Origin of the sequence: Bacillus sp. lyk4-R2A-2 (genome assembly GCF_030209735.1) — a bacterium.
Taxonomy (GTDB): domain Bacteria; phylum Bacillota; class Bacilli; order Bacillales; family Bacillaceae; genus Bacillus; species Bacillus pumilus.
In genome coordinates this window covers 1-16,763 of the sequence record NZ_JARVRK010000012.1, presented here as the reverse complement: position 1 = coordinate 16,763, position 16,763 = coordinate 1, and the positions used below count along the sequence as shown (strand labels likewise).

Genomic DNA, 16,763 nt, shown 5'->3' with positions numbered 1-16,763 from the left:
CAATGTAAGCAACTCCTCTCTTTCATTTTATATAATAAAAATGAATCAAATATAAGGAGGAATTTTTATGAAAAAGTGGTTCATCGTTTTGAGTGTGAGTTTAGCGTTGGTTTTGATGCTTTCAAGTCTTCCTGCCTCAGCAGCTAGTCCTCGTCACGGTGCGATTGTGACACAAACGGATGAAGCCAAATGGTCAGGCATCTCCGCTGATATTGTGCTTCCGAAAACAGCGACGATTAAAAATGGCTATGCGGACTGGTACCTCGGTCTCGGCTCTGCCGTTATAGAGAGCGGTATTTCAAAAACGTCTTCTGGCTATAAAGTCTTTCTAGGCAGCGGCTCACAAGGTGGCAGCCAATATTGGAACAGCGAATATGATAAGAGCATTAAGGATGGTGCACGTGTCAACTTAAAGCTCATCAACAATGGTGATGGCACAGTGTCACTATACGTCAATGGGACATTGCGCTATAAACAGCCTGTTTACAAACCTAGCCGTCTGAAAAACCTCGATGTCGTCAAAATGGTACACGGCGTTCAGGATAATGGGGCAAACAGCTACACACAAGCAAGCTTCTCGAATGTACAGCTTCGTGCAGATACATCAGGAAGCGTCTATAAAAAATGGGATGGGTCCATCAAATCATCGCTTTTACGTAAAAATTTAGAATCAGGTGCTGCAGCTCCTAAATTCACCGTCATTTCTTCTGTTCCATTAAGTACAAGCCTTTCCGCACAATAAGAAAAAAGCGCCCTTTTTGGGTGCTTTTTATTGTTCACAGCTTATCAACACTTCTCTTTTAATCCAAACAAGGATTCGTGGTAACATAAACATACATACTTCGAAGAAAAAAGGAGAACGAACGTGAAAAAAAGTCTACTTGTTTTCATGAGCCTAGTTGCAAGTCTCTTCATGCTAGCAGCTTGCTCAAATACAACAAACGAACAAAAAACAGAAACGAAGGCACTTCCAACGATCAATGAACGCATTCAAAAAGAAACGAAAGAAGTCATGGAACAGTCTAAACTCATAAAAGACACAGCGATTACCGTTGATCAAAAGAAAAAAGTCATTTCATTAAACGTGATCGCTTCCTCTGACACCAATAGTGATTACGCTGAAGTCATCGGTTTAAACTTTGCCAAGACACTGGCCATTGGAGCTTCAACTGAAAAAGAAAACAACCTGCACAAACCGGAAAATGACAGCCTTGGTGCTCTCTATTCCTTTTACGACCTAAACATCACCGTGAAACAAGAAAACGGTAAGGTGCTGGCAAAGGGAACGAAAAAAACAAATGAAACAAAGATTACTTGGGAAAGAGCCCAGTAATTTAGAAAGGCTTGTAGAGGATCGCTCTACAAGCTTTTTTCAAGTTTATACAGACAAATCGTCTCTCATCGCATCGACCAGTGTGTGAATATCTGAGTGAGCCCACGATGCTAATCGTACCAACAGATCATCTATACACTCATACAAATGATGTTCCCTCAAAATATACTCCTTATAAAATGGAATGACAAAGAAATAGAGCAAATCAGCCAATTCAAGTGCAACGTTATCGTCATCCTCATCTTCTAACGCCTGTCCAACACTTTGAATCAACCAATGCAAATCTGCTTTCTTTTCAATCGGAACATACATCAGTTGATGAATATTATCCGTATCGTTCGTTTGTAAAATCCGCTCAGCCGCTTCCTTTGACAGCGCCCCAATTTCTGTAGAAGAAATATTCACAACAGCTAATTCATCCTCTGATCTCACTTGATTCATTTGCAGCAAGTTTTGGTCCATCTCGACTCACTCCCCATTCTCAGATACTTTTATTATAAGGAATTGATCTGATTTTTTATGGAAATAGTGGATTTTTTATGTAATTTTAAAGAAAATGTGACATTATAAGTCAAGGTATCTCATATCTCTCTGAAAACAAAAAAGCACTCTTGATTATAAGATTGGTTTTCTTATACGTCCTTTACTCTCTCTTTCATTGTTTCAGCCATTTCCACTTCCCCCCTCTGCATCAGCTTTTCAATGATGCGAGCACAATCTAAAGCCTACAGTGCTTTTCATTTTGCTTCTCTTAATAGTTCCTCAGACAGCGTCTCCCATAAAAACTCTCTGAAGTCGGTCATATCAACCACTTCAATTTTTTTTATATATGATCACAATGACAAATAACATCATATTTCACAACTTAGATTTTTCTATTTTAGAAATATTTTTATACAGAGGATAATTTTAGATTAAAGAAGAGACAATCTTGAATATACTAACAGGTTCTATTTTGAGGTACAAAACCACAAATAAACATCAATTTATAGTCTAGTTTCAAAAGTATGAGGTATAATCATCTTATAAAAAATACCAATTAAAAAGGAGAAGCATTAATAATGAAAAAGTTCGATTTGAACATCGAAAAAGTATTAGAGCACTGGACTATTCCTCACGCCTTAAGAGAAATCATAGCAAATGCACTGGATGAATCAAATTTAACGAACACGAAAGAGCCCCTTATTTTTAAAGATGAAGATAATAAATGGCATATCAAGGATTTTGGGAGAGGTCTAAAGTATGAACATCTAACGCAAAACGAGAATATAGAAAAGACAGAGAACCCAGATAAAGTCATTGGTAAATTCGGGGTAGGTTTAAAAGATGCATTGGCGACATTCGATCGAAGGAACGTAGAAATCCTCATCCAATCAAAATATAGTGATATTACAATAAAGAAGTTATCTAAGGGAGACTTTGACGATCTGGTAACCTTGCACGCCATCGTCCATAGTCCGACTAATCCTAATTTGGTAGGCACAGACTTTACGTTTACTGGTCTCAAAGATGATGATATCGAAAAAGCCAAGGATTTCTTCTTACTTTATTCCGGAGAAAAGACAATTGAAAAAACGAAGTATGGGGAACTCATTGAAAACAAAAAAAAACGTTCAAGAATTTACGTTAACGGAATTTGTGTAGCTGAGGAAGACAATTTACTCTTTTCTTACAATATCACTTCCACCACTAAGAAACTTCGTCAATCTTTAAATCGGGAGCGAACAAATGTAGGAAGAAGTGCTTACACAGACAGGGTGAAGTCTATTCTCTTAGAATGTAAGAGCCCAACATTTGCTAGAAAGCTGGTGGATGATTTACAAAGGATTCAAACAGGAGATTATCACGATGAATTACAATGGGTTGATGTTCAACTACACGCCTGTAAAATATTAAGTAGCAAGGACAAAAAAGTGATGTTTTTAAGTGCTTATGATTTAATGGATGGCGGTAAATACTTAAATTACGCAAAGGAGGAAGGGATACGTATCATTACTGTTCCTGATTCACTAGCGAATAAACTTGAAACTAGTAAAGATCTGAATGGTAATAACTTCAGAAATTTGGAAACTTATGCGTTAGAATGGAACGAACAATTCGAATTTGATATCGTAAAAGTCAACCAGTTAACGGCTAAAGAAAAAGAAATTTTCAATTACAAAGATATCATTGTAAGTTGGTTCCCAAAAAAGAGTAATCTCGTCAATGATATTGTGATTTCCAATTCAATGCGGCCAGACAATTATACGGGTAATGATGCACTTGGGTTATGGGAGCCGTCCACTAAACGAATTATCATTAAACGTAGCCAACTGAAAAATATACAATCATTCGCAGGTACACTTGTGCATGAGTTGGTTCACGCTCATACAAATACTGATGATAACACCTTAGAATTCGAAAGTGAATTAACTGAAATGCTTGGGAAGTTATCTACCCTTATCCTTGAAAGTTCAAATCCTGTAAAACCCAAAAGTATGCTAAAAAGATTATTAAACAAATAGAATGTGTGAATTATACAAAGATTTATCAAATCACATATAAACAATAAGGAGCCGCTCATATTGTGGAAGAGCGACTTCTTTTTTAATATTTTTCTGCCCTAAAAACGATGTATAAAACCGCTACAAAGAAGCACAACATCAAGTAATCGAACGAACGACTTATTACAATGTTAAATAATAAATGAAAAAAGAGGCTTCCCACAAGTTTGTTCAACTTAAGAGAAGCCTTCGTTAAAAACTTCATGTTAACAACCCGCTCTATTCTTACATAAAATCCCTATATATTAAGGGATTGGAGCGCGTATTATATCATTCTACCAATGCATTGCCTAGTTATATGTATTTTTATGACCTTATGTAAAATGAAGCGGGGAATTTCCTAAAGGTGATTTAATATGATCACTTTTACTTCTCTATATTCAATTATACAGCTTTCAACATCAAAAAAGTCTCCTTCTGAGCGGCCATGGTGCGAGCTAACCAATGCAATGTATGAATTTTCAAATCAAAAAACTCATCTACATTACAAAAGACAGAAAAAAAGAAGCTTCTCAAAAGTTCGGAGAACTAATGAAAAGCCTCTAATTTTTCTATGTGGTATCAAAATGGCACCAAAATGAGTGCGACTTACGGTTAAACCCTTGATTAATAAGGGGTTAAATCCGTAATTACATCATTCCACCCATTCCACCCATGCCGCCCATATCTGGCATTCCGCCGCCTGAGCCGCCTTCTTCTGGTTTGTCAGCAACGACTGCTTCAGTTGTTAGAAGCATTGCTGCAACAGAAGCTGCGTTTTGAAGTGCAGAGCGAGTTACTTTTGTTGGGTCAACGATTCCTTTTTCGATCATGTTTACCCATTCGTTTGTTGCTGCGTTGAAGCCTACGCCAATTTCTTCGTTTTTCAAGCGCTCAACGATGACTGATCCTTCAAGACCTGCGTTGTGAGCGATTTGACGGATTGGCTCTTCAAGAGAACGTAGAACGATGTTCACGCCAGTTTGAACGTCACCATCTGCTTCGATTGAAGCGACTTTTTTGTATACATTCACAAGTGCTGTACCACCACCGGATACGATACCTTCTTCAACTGCTGCACGAGTTGAGTTGAGTGCATCCTCGATGCGTAGTTTACGCTCTTTTAGTTCTGTTTCAGTTGCAGCACCAACTTTGATGACAGCGACGCCACCAGCTAGTTTAGCAAGACGTTCTTGTAATTTTTCTTTATCGAATTCAGAAGTTGTTTCTTCAACTTGCGCACGGATTTGGTTTACGCGTGCTGCGATTTGAGCAGAATCTCCTGAACCTTCTACGATGGTTGTGTTTTCTTTTGTCACAACGACTTTAGACGCGCGGCCAAGCTGACCGATTTCAGTTGATTTCAGGTCAAGTCCTAGATCTTCTGTGATTAACTCTCCGCCAGTTAGAACAGAGATGTCTTCAAGCATTGCTTTACGACGATCACCGAATCCAGGTGCTTTTACTGCCACTGCGTTGAATGTTCCACGAAGTTTGTTCACAACAAGTGTTGCAAGTGCTTCGCCTTCTACATCTTCAGCAATGAGCAATAATGGTTTTCCTTGTTGTACAACTTGCTCAAGTACAGGAAGGATTTCTTGAATGTTTGTGATTTTTTTATCAGTGATTAAGATGTAAGGATTTTCAAGAACCGCTTCCATCTTATCAGAATCCGTCACCATGTATGGTGAAGCATATCCGCGGTCAAACTGCATTCCTTCAACCACTTCAAGCTCAGTTGTGAACCCTTTAGATTCTTCGATTGTGATCACGCCGTCGTTACCTACACGCTCCATTGCTTCAGCGATCAGGCTTCCAACTTCTTCATCTGCTGCAGAAATAGACGCAACTTGAGCAATTGATTCTTTGCCTTCGATTGGTTTAGAAATCTCGTGCAAGCCTTCAAGTGCTACTTTCACTGCTTCTTCGATCCCTTTACGAACGCCAACAGGGTTTGCACCAGCTGTTACGTTTTTAAGACCTTCACGGATCATCGCTTGAGCTAGAACTGTTGCAGTCGTTGTACCGTCACCAGCTACGTCGTTTGTTTTGCTTGCAACTTCAGCCACAAGTTTTGCACCCATGTTTTCAAATGCATCTTCTAATTCGATTTCTTTTGCGATCGTTACACCATCATTTGTGATAAGTGGAGAACCGAATTTTTTCTCAAGAACCACGTTACGTCCTTTAGGTCCTAAAGTTACTTTTACAGCATCTGCAAGTGCATCTACACCACGTAGCATCGCGCGACGTGCTTCTTCACTGAACTTAATATCTTTTGCCATAATAACGAAACCTCCTCAGTCTTTTTAAAAATGTATCTCAATGTTTTTTATGTGATTAACCAATAACAGCTAAAATGTCGCTCTCACGAAGAATTAAATATTCTTTGCCTTCATATTTCACTTCAGTGCCTGCATATTTTGAGAAGATAATGCGGTCGCCTGTGTTTACTTCTAACGCAACGCGCTCACCACTTTCAAGTACACGACCTGAACCTGCTGCAACAATTTTACCTTCTTGCGGTTTTTCTTTTGCAGAATCCGGTAACACAATACCGCTAGCGGTTTTTTCCTCAGATTCAACGAGTTCAATGATTACGCGATCGCCTAATGGCTTTAACATAAGAAACAACCTCCTCAATTTTTATATGTAGTCTTTTTTTAGCACTCATCACCAGTGAGTGCTAACACATTTATTATAATAAAGAATGTCTTCTGCAATTTCAAGTAAAAACCTTTAAAAATTTTTACGCTTTCATGATCTTTTTTCATCTCAGATTCTTTCCTTTTCATCGAAAAAGAAGACTTGTGTTACAATAAATCTAGTTCTTTTAGTAAAGGGGTTTTCGTTACTTGAAAAAACAATATTGGTACATCATCTTAACGTATATATTGGTGCAGTTTTCTGCGTTTCCGTATGTATTCATCATGAAGTGGTTAGGTTACATTCAGACACCGATGACACAAGCAGAGCTCTCTAAATTGTCAGGTACATGGACAATTATCAGCTTCTGTGTCGGATTAATCATTATTCTGCTCATTCTTCGGACTGTGCCAAAAGCTTCACTTCGAAATGAGGCACCGGCTTCAGTCGGCGCGGCAATCGCTTGGATCATTGGTGGTTTCTTTCTTTCCCTCTTTGCACAATCGATTGCAGGAGCGATTGAACAATATGCATTTGGCATTGGCCGTGAATCCGAAAATACTCAAAACATTTTAGCCATAATGGATGCAGTTCCATGGCTTGTGATCGTCATCGCCCTGATTGGACCGATATTAGAGGAAATCATTTTTCGAAAAATCATCTTTGGTGTGGTTTATGAAAAAACGAATTTTTTCATTGGAGCACTTGTCAGTTCAGTGGTTTTCGCTGCTGTACACAATGATTTTCCCCATATCTTGCTCTATACCGCAATGGGCTTTACCTTTGCCTTTTTATATGCGAAAACAAAACGAATCATTGTTCCAATCGGTGCTCATATGCTGATGAACTCACTCGTTATTCTTGTGCAGATTGAGCCAGTAAGAAAAATGATTGAAGAACAATCTCAAACAATGCAAATGATTATTGGAGGCTTTTTCTCATGAGAAACCCTGTTGTATGGGGCATCATTTATTTTGCCGTAGGTGTGGCTTTCACCTATATGGCCATTCAAAATCCAGGTGACATGTGGTCATTTTACAGCATTTTGCTGATGGTGTTTGCGGCCTATAATATTAATATCGCGCTTAAAATGTTTGCCTTCTCTGTCAAACTCAAAAAACAGCAGCAAAAATAAATCAAAAACCATTTTCCGCACTTGGAAAATGGTTTTTTTATGGAGGACAAGTTTTCATGGAACAAGAAAAACTGAACATCTTAAATGAGCAGCATGAAACGATTGGAGTCGCTGCCCGATCAGATATCCATGCCCAAGGCCTTTGGCATGAAACCTTTCATTTTTGGCTTCTCAAAAAGGAACATGACACCAACTATCTCTATTTTCAGCTAAGAAGTCCCGCAAAAAAGGATTTCCCTTCTCTTTTTGATATCACCGCAGCAGGTCATCTTCTTGCAAATGAACAGCCTTCTGACGGTATGAGAGAGGTAGAAGAAGAGATCGGTCTTACTATACCTTTTGAGGATTTGACCTTTGCAGGAGTTATACAGGATGAAATCCATCTACCCAGTTTTACTGATCGTGAATGTTGCCATGTCTATCTTTACGTCCATCAAGAAGAGCAGATGAACATTCAATTACAAAAGGAAGAAGTCGCTGGACTTTACAGAGCAAATCTAATGGATGCACAGCAGCTTTTCACTAGAAAATATGAAAACATGCAGCTGGAGGGCTTTGAAATTGATGAAGCCGGAGAACGACGTGAGGAAAGCAGAGTAGTCTGTATACAAGATTTTGTCCCGCATGAGCCTTCCTATTATCAGCATCTATTTCAAGCGATCAATCAATTCCTTTCACAATAGAAAAAGCATCGTGACCCTTATTCGGATCACGATGCTTTTTTATGTGACATCATAACTTTCTTTCTCCTCTGTTTGCTGCATTTTGCGATAGGTCACTCTCGAAATGACGATACTCACTTCGTATAGAACGAGCATCGGCAAAGTGACCATGAGGTGAGAAACAAGCTCTGGTGGTGTAATGAGTGCGGCAATGACAAGGAGGACAAAATAGGCATACTTCCGTATTTTTGATAAAAACATCGGTGTGATGATGCCAAGTCTTGTGAGAAACATCAACACAACGGGCATCTGAAACAAAAAGCCAAATGGAAGTGTTAACTGCATCAGAAATGTAAAATACTCATGAATCCCAATGACTTGCTCTACATTTAAATCATTCGACATTCGCATCATAAAATCAACGACAAACGGAAACAAAATAAAATAAGAGAAAGCCACACCGCTCAAAAATAAAAGCAGTGCAATCGGAATATAAGCAAGTGTCACCTTTCTTTCTTTTTCATATAAGCCGGGGCTCACAAACGCCCAAAGCTGATATAAAATCACGGGACACGTCAAAACCAAAGCGATGACAAATGCGAACTGCATAAACACGTACAGCGGATCTGTGAGCTTAAATGCATTCAGTGTCAGTGTGGCCGCTTCATCGGTATTTTGTAAATACACAATGACCGGCTTAGCAAGAAAAAAACCAGCCACCATAAAGGCGACAAAAAACATCGCAATGATCACTAAACGTTTTCGCAGTTCCACAATATGCTCCATAAGCGGCATATCTTTGACATTCATGAAGCTCATCCTATTCTACTGATCTTCTTTTTTCTTTTTTTCTTCCTGATCATCAGCTAAACCCTTTGTGGCATTTTTGAATTCACGTAATGTATCTCCTGCTGCTCTTCCTAATTCAGGAAGCTTTTTCGGCCCAAAAATAATGAGCGCAACAATCGCAATCAGAACCAAACTTCCAGGACCGATCGGACCCATTTGCTCCACCCCCTTTACCCCTTTTCGTCAATCCTCCTGTGTAACAGAGTAATGCTTTAAGAAATACACAAGTGACTGAAGTTCAACCGCCAAATCTATATGATGAATTCGAATGTGTTCCGGCACATTCAATCGAGCCGGCGTAAAATTAAGGATTCCTTTGATGCCAAGGGCAATCAAACGATCTGTAATGGGTTGAGCTGCTACGGCAGGTACTGTCAAAATGGCAACAGGAATATCTCCTACCTCTTGAACATGCTCTTCAAGCTTATCCAAATCATAGACAGGCACGCCGCCTATCTCACTTCCTATTTTACTCTCATTGACGTCAAAAGCCATTGAAATTTTTGTATTATTGTTTTTGATGAAATTATAGTGTAAAAAAGCAGTCCCTAAATTCCCGACACCGATGAGCATGACATTGGTCATTTCATCTTGGTCAAGTGTCTTTCTGAAGAAGGTCAAAAGGTAATCGACATTATAGCCATAGCCCTTCTTCCCAAGTGCACCAAAGTACGAAAAATCTCGGCGAATGGTAGCAGAATCCACTTTGACTGCATCACTAAGCTCTGCTGATGACACCCTTTGTTTTCCTGATGCATGCAGATTTTTTAAAAAACGGTAATATAGCGGCAAACGTTTGGCTGTCGCTTGTGGAATTTTTGACTGATCTATATTCATATAAGGTCCTCCAACTTAAATATCAGATGCTCTGTGAAAATCACCGTTTTTCCCGCCTGTCTTTTCAATTAAATAGGTAGGACCGATGATCATGCCTTTATCAATCGCTTTGCACATGTCGTAAACAGTCAGTGCACATACTGAAGCAGAAGTGAGCGCTTCCATCTCCACACCCGTACTTCCTTTTGTTTTCACTTGTACTTGTATGTTCAGAATGTGCGCATTTCCGTCTTCCTCCCAATCAAAGGAGATATCCACACCTTTTAGTGCAAGCGGATGACACATTGGAATGATGGTAGATGTTTGCTTTGCTGCCATGATGCCAGCAACCTGTGCAACAGACAGCACATCGCCTTTTCCAATTTCACGTTGCTCTATTTTATGAAACACTTCTTTTATCATACGAACGCTAGAAGCAGCAACGGCGGTTCTCACGGTAGACGATTTGTCACTAATGTCGACCATCTTTGCTCTTCCCTGTTCGTTAAAGTGGCTAAATTGACTCATCTTTTCAACGCTCCCTCACTCAAATGATACACTATTTTTTCCTATCTGTCTTTCATTTGAATATGGCGATTGTATGTAACATTTGCTGGTTTACTGCTGATAAGCTACACTTAACATATTATAGCAGAGGTGAAGTTACATGATGATTCTACAAGTGAATCAGCTGTCCAAATCGTTTGGTGCTGATACCGTTTTAACGAATATAAAATTGGAAGTCAAAGCAAGGGATCGGATTGCCATTGTAGGTCGTAACGGCGCAGGCAAATCCACCCTTTTGAAAATCATTGCCGGTCAATTGTCTTACGAGCAAGGTGAGATCATCAAACCGAAAGACCTATCGATCGGCTATTTAGCACAGCATACCGATGTGACGTCTACACGTACGTTAAAAGACGAATTATTATCGGTTTTTGATCATTTGAAAAAGATGGAACAAGAGATGAGAACCATCGAGGAGAAAATGGCTTCCTCTACAGGTTCTGAGCTAGATTCCCTCATGAAAACCTATGACAGGCTACAGCAGGAATTTAAAGACCAAGGCGGCTATCAATACGAAGCAGACGTCCGCTCCATTCTTCATGGGCTCGGCTTTAGTCACTTTGAAGATGGGACAACCGTTCAATCCTTAAGCGGCGGCCAGAAAACCCGTCTAGCGCTTGGAAAGCTCTTATTAATGAAACCAGAACTCTTAATTCTGGACGAGCCGACCAACCATTTAGATATTGATACCTTATCATGGCTGGAGCAGTATTTGCAAAATTATACAGGCGCCATTCTGATCGTGTCCCATGACCGCTACTTCTTAGACAAAGTGGTGAACCATGTTTATGAAGTCTCAAGAACTGCCATGAAAAAGTTTGCAGGCAACTATAGTAAGTATCTTGATCTGAAAGCTGAGCAGCTAGAGCGCGATATGAAGCTTTACGAAAAGCAGCAAGAAGAAATCTCAAAGCTTCAGGATTTCGTAGATCGCAACCTAGCAAGAGCCTCAACCACAAAGCGCGCTCAGAGCAGACGCAAGCAACTGGAACGGATGGATCGTATAGATAAGCCATTAGGTGATGAAAAATCTGCAAACTTTCATTTTGATATTACGAGACAAAGCGGCAATGATGTGCTGAAGGTACATGATCTCGACATTCGTTATGATGAAAAAACACCGCTCCTATCCTCTCTTTCTTTTCAGATCAAACGAGAGGATAGCGTGGCACTCATTGGTCCTAATGGGATCGGGAAATCAACCCTTTTAAAAACGTTAACGAACACAATAAAGCCTGTAAAAGGCGACATCACCTTTGGATCTCATGTCACAATCGGCTACTATGACCAAGAACAAGCCAAACTGACATCCTCCAAAAAAGTGCTGAATGAGCTTTGGGATGACTATCCTCATATGAATGAAAAAGAAATTCGAACATGTTTAGGGAACTTCCTCTTTTCCGGTGACGACGTCTTAAAGCCCGTTCATGCATTAAGCGGTGGAGAAAAAGCGCGCCTTGCCCTGGCAAAGCTGATGCTCCAAAAAGCCAATTTCCTGATACTTGATGAGCCTACGAACCATTTAGACTTAGATAGTAAGGAAATTTTAGAAAATGCACTGATTGATTACCCAGGAACCATCTTATTTGTGTCTCATGACCGTTATTTTATCAACCGTCTGGCAACGAAAGTATTCGAACTGTCGCCTACAGAAACAAAAGAGTATCTCGGTGATTATGACTACTACCTTGAAAAGAAAAATGAACAATTAGAGCTTGAAGCGATTCAAGAAAATGAGGCGCTGAAAAAACAAGCAGCCAAGCCAGTTGAAACGGCAAAGCTTTCTTATGCGGAAGAAAAAGAACTGAAAAAGAAAGAGAGACAAAAGCAGCGCAGAATCGAGGAAATTGAAGAACGGATTGCTGTCATTGAAGCGAAGCTTGGTGAAAATGAAGAGCTTCTATGTGATCCTGCTATTTTTCAAGATCACGAGAAGGTCCAAAACATTCAAACAGAAAACGATACACTTCATCAAGAGCTGGAATCCCTTTTGGCAGAGTGGGAAGAGCTATCCGAATCGTAAAGAGTGCCCTAATGGGTGCTCTTTTTTCTTTTAGTGAAGATTTCTTATCCACATTAATATCCACAATAACTTCTTTATTATTCTTTTAAAAATCGGACTTATCCACTTTATACACAGAGATTTAATCACATATCCACATAAAAGAACGTATTTGCGCACATCCACTTCATTTTAAAACGAAATTTTCTAACAATTGTGGATATATCACGTTTACTTGTGAATAAATCGCTTTCATTAAAAATGAAAAAAACCTGTGTATCCACAGGAGTTTTCATTCATATGAGACAAGCGGTAAGCCTGGCTGCCCATTCATCGCCATATCGCCTCTTATACCTTTTTCAAACGCAATGGTTCCAGCAGCAGCGATCATGGCTGCATTGTCTGTACAAAGAGATAATGGTGGAATAATGACCTTCACGTCAGGAAGCTTCGTGAATGCTATCGTTAAGGCTTCTCTCAGTCCTTTATTGGCAGCGACTCCACCAGCTAGGACAACCTGCTTGACGCCATAGGCCTCAGCCGCTTTTAATGTTTTCCCAACAAGCACCTCAATGACACTTGCTTGAAAACTTGCTGCCAAATTCTCTGGAGCAATTGTTTCTCCCTTTTGAGATGCATTGTGTAGTGTGTTAATAACAGCTGATTTTAATCCACTAAAGCTAAAGTGATAAGAACCTTCTTCAAGCCATGCACGTGGAAGCTTAATCGTTGGCTCTCCTTCATGTGCTAACCGATCAATATGAGGTCCGCCTGGATACGGGAGACCCATCGTCCGGGCCACTTTATCGTATGCTTCTCCAGCCGCATCATCTAATGTTTCTCCGATAACCTCAAAAGACCCGTGCTCTTTCATTAGTACAAGCTCAGTATGTCCACCAGAGACGACAAGAGCCAAACATGGAAACTGCAATTCATCTACAAGTTGGTTTGCATAAATATGCCCCGCGATATGATGTACACCAACAAGAGGAATTTGATGAGCAAAGCTCAGTGCCTTGGCTGCATTGACACCGATCAGAAGAGCACCGACTAAGCCCGGTCCTTCTGTGACAGCAATGGCATCTAAATCCTGAAAGCTCATATTGGCCTGTGCCATCACTTCTTCTAACACGATGGTGACTTGCTCCACGTGATGCCTTGAAGCAATTTCTGGGACAACTCCGCCAAATCGTTTATGGCTTTCTATTTGCGATGCGACAACATTCGCTACAATTTCTTTCCCATTTTTCACAATAGATGCCGCTGTTTCATCACAGCTTGTCTCTATACCTAATATAAATCGATCTGTTTGTTCACTCATTTATATTCACCCACATGACCAATGCATCTTCCCCATTATCCGTATAATAATTCTTTCGAATAGAAGCTGGTCTGAAACCAAGCTTTTCATAAAGGGATTGTGCAGGTGTATTCGAAACCCGCACCTCTAAAGAAAGATGATCTGTCTTTTTTTCTTTACAAAATTCCATGACATATCGCAGCAACGCTTCCCCGTAACCCTTTCCTCTATGCTCAGGGAGAATCGCAATGTTCGTAATTTGTGCATCGTCCATGACGATCCAGACCCCGCAATAGCCAACAGGCTGCTCATCTTCTTCAATGAGGAAATAATGGCTGTACTGGTTATGGAGAATCTCATAGACAAATGATTCTTTTTTCCAAGGCGCAGTAAACGAATGCACTTCAATCGTATATACCTCTGGAATGTCCGCTACCGTCATTTTTCGAATCTCGGTTATGTTGAGATTATTTTTGTCCTTCAAGCCATTTCACTTCCGCTTCTGCCAAACGAATATAGTTAGGAACAAGCTGATGGACATCTTCAGCAGGACGATCTGCCCCTAAAAACGCAAGCATTGAAGGTCTTGGGTTATGAAAAGCTCCCTCCGCTATCACAGCCGTTTCTCCTAAAATGGAGCCAATGCTTTCTTCATGAAGATGCACATCCTGTCCAAGGAATAGGACAGGCTTTCCTGTCTGCTTCAGCTCATGAAGCCAATCCGTGAGCAAGATATTTTGGTCTGGTTTGATCTCTTTGATTTTTCCTTCTTTAAACGTATATAGCCCAGTATATACTTGTCCTCTTCTCGCATCGAATAGTGGCGAGATCCATCCATCAAAGTATTGACCATTTGCCGCAAGTGTTTCTAAACTCGAAACAGCTGATATCGGGATAGACAGCGTCCATGCGAGTGTTTTGGCAATGGTCACACCAATTCGGACCCCAGTGTAGGAACCAGGTCCTTTTGCTACAACAATTTTACTTAGTTCACTTGGGGCTACACCACATTCTTTCATCAATGCCTCAACAGTCGGCATCGCTCGGACGGAATGGTTCTTTTTTAAATACGTAATGCTCTCGCCAATCACTGTGGAATCTTTGACAAGGGCAATTCCTAGTGTATGGTTTGACGTATCAATTGCCAGTATGGTCAAATTCTTTCATCTCCTTACAAAGGGTCTCATAGCGTTCCCCTTTTGCACTAAACGTGAGATGACGTTCTTCTTCACGTTCTGTTCTTAGCATTTCTATTTTCAAGTAGGAGGAAGGCAATTGAGGTCCAATGAGATGTGCCCACTCAACCAAGCATACACCTTCGCCCTCAAAATATTCTTCGAGCCCGATATCTTCTTCCGCATCTTCCATGCGGTACACATCCATATGATAAAGTGGCAGTCTGCCATCGGTATATTCTTTAATAATCGTAAAGGTAGGGCTGTTGACGATACGGGTAATCCCTAAGCCTCCTGCAAAACCTTTTGAAAAAGTCGTTTTGCCTGCGCCTAAATCTCCTTCTAATGTCAAAACATCGCCTGGCATCACAAGTTTGGCCAATGCAGCGGCAATTCGTTTCGTCTCATCCGCACCTTTTGTCGTCCACGTTAATTTCACAGTTGATGTCACCTCATTTCTTAAAATGATTATATCCTTTTTTCATTAACATTGTTTGCTGTTCATTGTCTTTTAATAGAACTCTTGCTGCTTGATCACCTTTGACTTGTCCAATGCGTTTGACTTGAATGTCTTTTTTTCTACATTGCATTTCAAAGCTATCCCAATCAGCCTCTGAAATTGTACCAGTTAATACAAAGTCTTCCCCGCCAAATAACACCCATTCCAGCCAGTCTTTACGCAGCACTGGTAAATTTGGATGTACTGGGAGCTTGTTTGCTTCTATCTCTATCGTCACACGACTCGCTTCAGCTATCTCATTCAGCTCACTCGCTAATCCATCACTCACATCATTCAAGGTGACCCGCGGGAAGCTTGAGCAAATGAGGCCAGCAGCAATGTGGGGCTGAGGCTTTTTATGACGCTCAAGAAAAAAGGCTGTGTCGACTGCCTTGGGAGGGGCTACTTCGTTCATTAAAAGTGATAAGCCAGCAGCTGATGAACCAAGCTCACCTGTGACAAAGACGACGTCTCCTGTCTGAGCACTGTGACGATAACAAGCTTTTCCATTTGGTACCTCGCCAATGACCGTCACTGTAATGACAAAGTCACTGCGAGTGGCAACCGTATCTCCACCAATCAAATCCATATGATAAGTATCAGCCAATGCTCTCATTCCCTCGTAAAGAGCTGAAACGATCGTCTCATCACCATGAGGCGGGATCGCAATTGATACAAGATAATACTTTGGGGTTCCTCCCATTGCGGCGATATCACTGACATTGACCGCTAGTGCTTTAAAGCCAATCTCAAAAGGTGTGGAAAAATCAAAGCGAAAATGAACATGCTCCACCATTGTATCAACACAAACGACCTCTTCACAATGTGAATGAGGTTGATAAACACTTGCATCATCTCCGATACCCATAACCAAAGAACGCTGATGTGTTTCTTTTGGTGTAATTCGGCGAATAAGATCAAATTCATCCATAAAAAGACAGCCCCTTCATGCAATCAATTGATTGAATAGACACGATGTCAGACATAATTAGTATTAGTGTAAGCCAATATGAGTTTCAGTTTCAATTAAAAATGATATAAAGAAAGCCTGGTATGAAAAAACCAGGCTGGGTTGAAGTGATCTATCTTTTCTTTTTACATAACGTGTAACCAAACACAAAGCCATTCAATGTATATTGGATACGTATGAAAAGAAAAAGACATAAAAAAAAACGAAACTATACGTTTTCGTTTACAAGTCATAAAAATGGCGGTCCGGACGGGACTCGAACCCGCGACCTCCTGCGTGACAGGCAG

Annotated in this window: 19 protein-coding genes; 7 read left to right on the top strand and 12 right to left on the bottom strand. The window is 40.3% G+C overall.

Annotated features, from left to right (window positions below):
• The first annotated feature begins 67 nt into the window (after window positions 1–67).
• Together QRN39_RS17290 and QRN39_RS17285 are read left to right on the top strand one after the other, a co-directional pair.
• Window positions 68–742, top strand: coding sequence for a hypothetical protein (locus QRN39_RS17290; RefSeq protein WP_044141452.1), 675 nt, complete (start codon window positions 68–70; stop codon window positions 740–742).
• 123 nt (window positions 743–865) lie between these two features.
• Entirely contained in the window at window positions 866–1,333 is a 468-nt protein-coding gene (locus tag QRN39_RS17285; RefSeq protein WP_065099121.1) for a hypothetical protein, read from the top strand.
• Window positions 1,334–1,378: 45 nt separating this feature from the next.
• On the opposite strand, the gene QRN39_RS17280 is transcribed toward QRN39_RS17285, so the two are convergent.
• A complete protein-coding gene (locus QRN39_RS17280; RefSeq protein WP_284907741.1) occupies window positions 1,379–1,795 on the bottom strand; it encodes a hypothetical protein in 417 nt (138 codons plus the stop codon).
• Between the two features lie 599 nt (window positions 1,796–2,394).
• On the opposite strand from QRN39_RS17280, the gene QRN39_RS17275 reads away from it, so the two are divergent.
• Window positions 2,395–3,837, top strand: a complete 1,443-nt coding sequence (locus QRN39_RS17275) for an ATP-binding protein (RefSeq protein ID WP_137055472.1) — start codon at window positions 2,395–2,397, stop codon at window positions 3,835–3,837.
• 668 nt (window positions 3,838–4,505) lie between these two features.
• On the opposite strand, the gene groL is transcribed toward QRN39_RS17275, so the two are convergent.
• Together groL and groES are read right to left on the bottom strand one after the other, a co-directional pair.
• Window positions 4,506–6,140: a chaperonin GroEL gene (gene groL / locus QRN39_RS17270; protein ID WP_012009082.1), complete on the bottom strand. Its 1,635-nt coding sequence runs from the start codon at window positions 6,138–6,140 to the stop codon at window positions 4,506–4,508.
• 55 nt (window positions 6,141–6,195) lie between these two features.
• Window positions 6,196–6,480 carry a co-chaperone GroES gene (groES, locus tag QRN39_RS17265; RefSeq protein WP_003214120.1) on the bottom strand — a complete coding sequence of 95 codons (285 nt, stop codon included), beginning with the start codon at window positions 6,478–6,480 and terminating at the stop codon, window positions 6,196–6,198.
• A gap of 230 nt (window positions 6,481–6,710) precedes the next feature.
• On the opposite strand from groES, the gene QRN39_RS17260 reads away from it, so the two are divergent.
• The 3 genes from QRN39_RS17260 to QRN39_RS17250 are packed head-to-tail and all read left to right on the top strand — an operon-like array spanning window position 6,711 to window position 8,319.
• Complete coding sequence (locus QRN39_RS17260; protein ID WP_226804708.1) at window positions 6,711–7,445, top strand: CPBP family intramembrane glutamic endopeptidase; 735 nt, start codon at window positions 6,711–6,713, stop codon at window positions 7,443–7,445.
• Complete coding sequence (locus QRN39_RS17255) at window positions 7,442–7,636, top strand: YdiK family protein (protein WP_003213897.1); 195 nt, start codon at window positions 7,442–7,444, stop codon at window positions 7,634–7,636. Before QRN39_RS17260 ends, QRN39_RS17255 begins: the two co-directional genes overlap by 4 nt.
• A 56-nt stretch (window positions 7,637–7,692) precedes the next feature.
• The gene (locus QRN39_RS17250; protein ID WP_284907740.1) at window positions 7,693–8,319 is read left to right on the top strand and encodes an NUDIX hydrolase; all 627 of its coding nucleotides are present in this window, start codon (window positions 7,693–7,695) and stop codon (window positions 8,317–8,319) included.
• 39 nt (window positions 8,320–8,358) lie between these two features.
• Here the strand turns inward: QRN39_RS17250 and tatC are convergent, their stop codons facing one another.
• Genes tatC through moaC form a run of 4 tightly spaced genes read right to left on the bottom strand, consistent with a single transcriptional unit; the run spans window position 8,359 to window position 10,491 of the window.
• The gene (gene tatC / locus QRN39_RS17245) at window positions 8,359–9,108 is read right to left on the bottom strand and encodes a twin-arginine translocase subunit TatC (RefSeq protein ID WP_003214196.1); all 750 of its coding nucleotides are present in this window, start codon (window positions 9,106–9,108) and stop codon (window positions 8,359–8,361) included.
• A gap of 15 nt (window positions 9,109–9,123) precedes the next feature.
• The gene (locus tag QRN39_RS17240; RefSeq protein ID WP_003214302.1) at window positions 9,124–9,303 is read right to left on the bottom strand and encodes a twin-arginine translocase TatA/TatE family subunit; all 180 of its coding nucleotides are present in this window, start codon (window positions 9,301–9,303) and stop codon (window positions 9,124–9,126) included.
• 27 nt (window positions 9,304–9,330) lie between these two features.
• Complete coding sequence (locus QRN39_RS17235; protein WP_003214118.1) at window positions 9,331–9,984, bottom strand: redox-sensing transcriptional repressor Rex; 654 nt, start codon at window positions 9,982–9,984, stop codon at window positions 9,331–9,333.
• A gap of 15 nt (window positions 9,985–9,999) precedes the next feature.
• The gene (moaC, locus tag QRN39_RS17230; RefSeq protein WP_003214058.1) at window positions 10,000–10,491 is read right to left on the bottom strand and encodes a cyclic pyranopterin monophosphate synthase MoaC; all 492 of its coding nucleotides are present in this window, start codon (window positions 10,489–10,491) and stop codon (window positions 10,000–10,002) included.
• 139 nt (window positions 10,492–10,630) lie between these two features.
• On the opposite strand from moaC, the gene QRN39_RS17225 reads away from it, so the two are divergent.
• The gene (locus tag QRN39_RS17225; protein ID WP_284907739.1) at window positions 10,631–12,553 is read left to right on the top strand and encodes an ABC-F family ATP-binding cassette domain-containing protein; all 1,923 of its coding nucleotides are present in this window, start codon (window positions 10,631–10,633) and stop codon (window positions 12,551–12,553) included.
• A 271-nt stretch (window positions 12,554–12,824) separates the two neighbouring features.
• Here the strand turns inward: QRN39_RS17225 and tsaD are convergent, their stop codons facing one another.
• The 5 genes from tsaD to thiL are packed head-to-tail and all read right to left on the bottom strand — an operon-like array spanning window position 12,825 to window position 16,437.
• Entirely contained in the window at window positions 12,825–13,853 is a 1,029-nt protein-coding gene (gene tsaD, locus QRN39_RS17220; RefSeq protein ID WP_050945670.1) for a tRNA (adenosine(37)-N6)-threonylcarbamoyltransferase complex transferase subunit TsaD, read from the bottom strand.
• Complete coding sequence (gene rimI, locus QRN39_RS17215) at window positions 13,846–14,274, bottom strand: ribosomal protein S18-alanine N-acetyltransferase (protein WP_003214231.1); 429 nt, start codon at window positions 14,272–14,274, stop codon at window positions 13,846–13,848. The genes tsaD and rimI overlap by 8 nt, the downstream gene beginning before the upstream one ends.
• Before the next feature lie 25 nt (window positions 14,275–14,299).
• Window positions 14,300–14,989, bottom strand: coding sequence for a tRNA (adenosine(37)-N6)-threonylcarbamoyltransferase complex dimerization subunit type 1 TsaB (tsaB, locus tag QRN39_RS17210; RefSeq protein ID WP_050945669.1), 690 nt, complete (start codon window positions 14,987–14,989; stop codon window positions 14,300–14,302).
• Window positions 14,970–15,446: a tRNA (adenosine(37)-N6)-threonylcarbamoyltransferase complex ATPase subunit type 1 TsaE gene (gene tsaE, locus QRN39_RS17205; RefSeq protein ID WP_003214433.1), complete on the bottom strand. Its 477-nt coding sequence runs from the start codon at window positions 15,444–15,446 to the stop codon at window positions 14,970–14,972. Before tsaE ends, tsaB begins: the two co-directional genes overlap by 20 nt.
• A 13-nt stretch (window positions 15,447–15,459) precedes the next feature.
• Complete coding sequence (gene thiL, locus QRN39_RS17200; protein ID WP_137055479.1) at window positions 15,460–16,437, bottom strand: thiamine-phosphate kinase; 978 nt, start codon at window positions 16,435–16,437, stop codon at window positions 15,460–15,462.
• Between the last annotated feature and the right edge of the window lie 326 nt (window positions 16,438–16,763).

Bases quoted from the DNA above. Each gene is read 5' to 3' on its own strand.
- QRN39_RS17240 (WP_003214302.1), bottom strand. From the start codon at position 9,303: ATGGGTCCGATCGGTCCTGGAAGTTTGGTTCTGATTGCGATTGTTGCG.
- tsaD (WP_050945670.1), bottom strand. From the start codon at position 13,853: ATGAGTGAACAAACAGATCGATTTATATTAGGTATAGAGACAAGCTGT.
- moaC (WP_003214058.1), bottom strand. From the start codon at position 10,491: ATGAGTCAATTTAGCCACTTTAACGAACAGGGAAGAGCAAAGATGGTC.
- QRN39_RS17280 (WP_284907741.1), bottom strand. From the start codon at position 1,795: ATGGACCAAAACTTGCTGCAAATGAATCAAGTGAGATCAGAGGATGAA.
- groES (WP_003214120.1), bottom strand. From the start codon at position 6,480: ATGTTAAAGCCATTAGGCGATCGCGTAATCATTGAACTCGTTGAATCT.
- QRN39_RS17250 (WP_284907740.1), top strand. From the start codon at position 7,693: ATGGAACAAGAAAAACTGAACATCTTAAATGAGCAGCATGAAACGATT.
- QRN39_RS17235 (WP_003214118.1), bottom strand. From the start codon at position 9,984: ATGAATATAGATCAGTCAAAAATTCCACAAGCGACAGCCAAACGTTTG.
- tatC (WP_003214196.1), bottom strand. From the start codon at position 9,108: ATGAATGTCAAAGATATGCCGCTTATGGAGCATATTGTGGAACTGCGA.
- QRN39_RS17290 (WP_044141452.1), top strand. From the start codon at position 68: ATGAAAAAGTGGTTCATCGTTTTGAGTGTGAGTTTAGCGTTGGTTTTG.
- rimI (WP_003214231.1), bottom strand. From the start codon at position 14,274: ATGACGGTAGCGGACATTCCAGAGGTATATACGATTGAAGTGCATTCG.
- QRN39_RS17255 (WP_003213897.1), top strand. From the start codon at position 7,442: ATGAGAAACCCTGTTGTATGGGGCATCATTTATTTTGCCGTAGGTGTG.
- QRN39_RS17225 (WP_284907739.1), top strand. From the start codon at position 10,631: ATGATGATTCTACAAGTGAATCAGCTGTCCAAATCGTTTGGTGCTGAT.
- groL (WP_012009082.1), bottom strand. From the start codon at position 6,140: ATGGCAAAAGATATTAAGTTCAGTGAAGAAGCACGTCGCGCGATGCTA.
- thiL (WP_137055479.1), bottom strand. From the start codon at position 16,437: ATGGATGAATTTGATCTTATTCGCCGAATTACACCAAAAGAAACACAT.
- QRN39_RS17275 (WP_137055472.1), top strand. From the start codon at position 2,395: ATGAAAAAGTTCGATTTGAACATCGAAAAAGTATTAGAGCACTGGACT.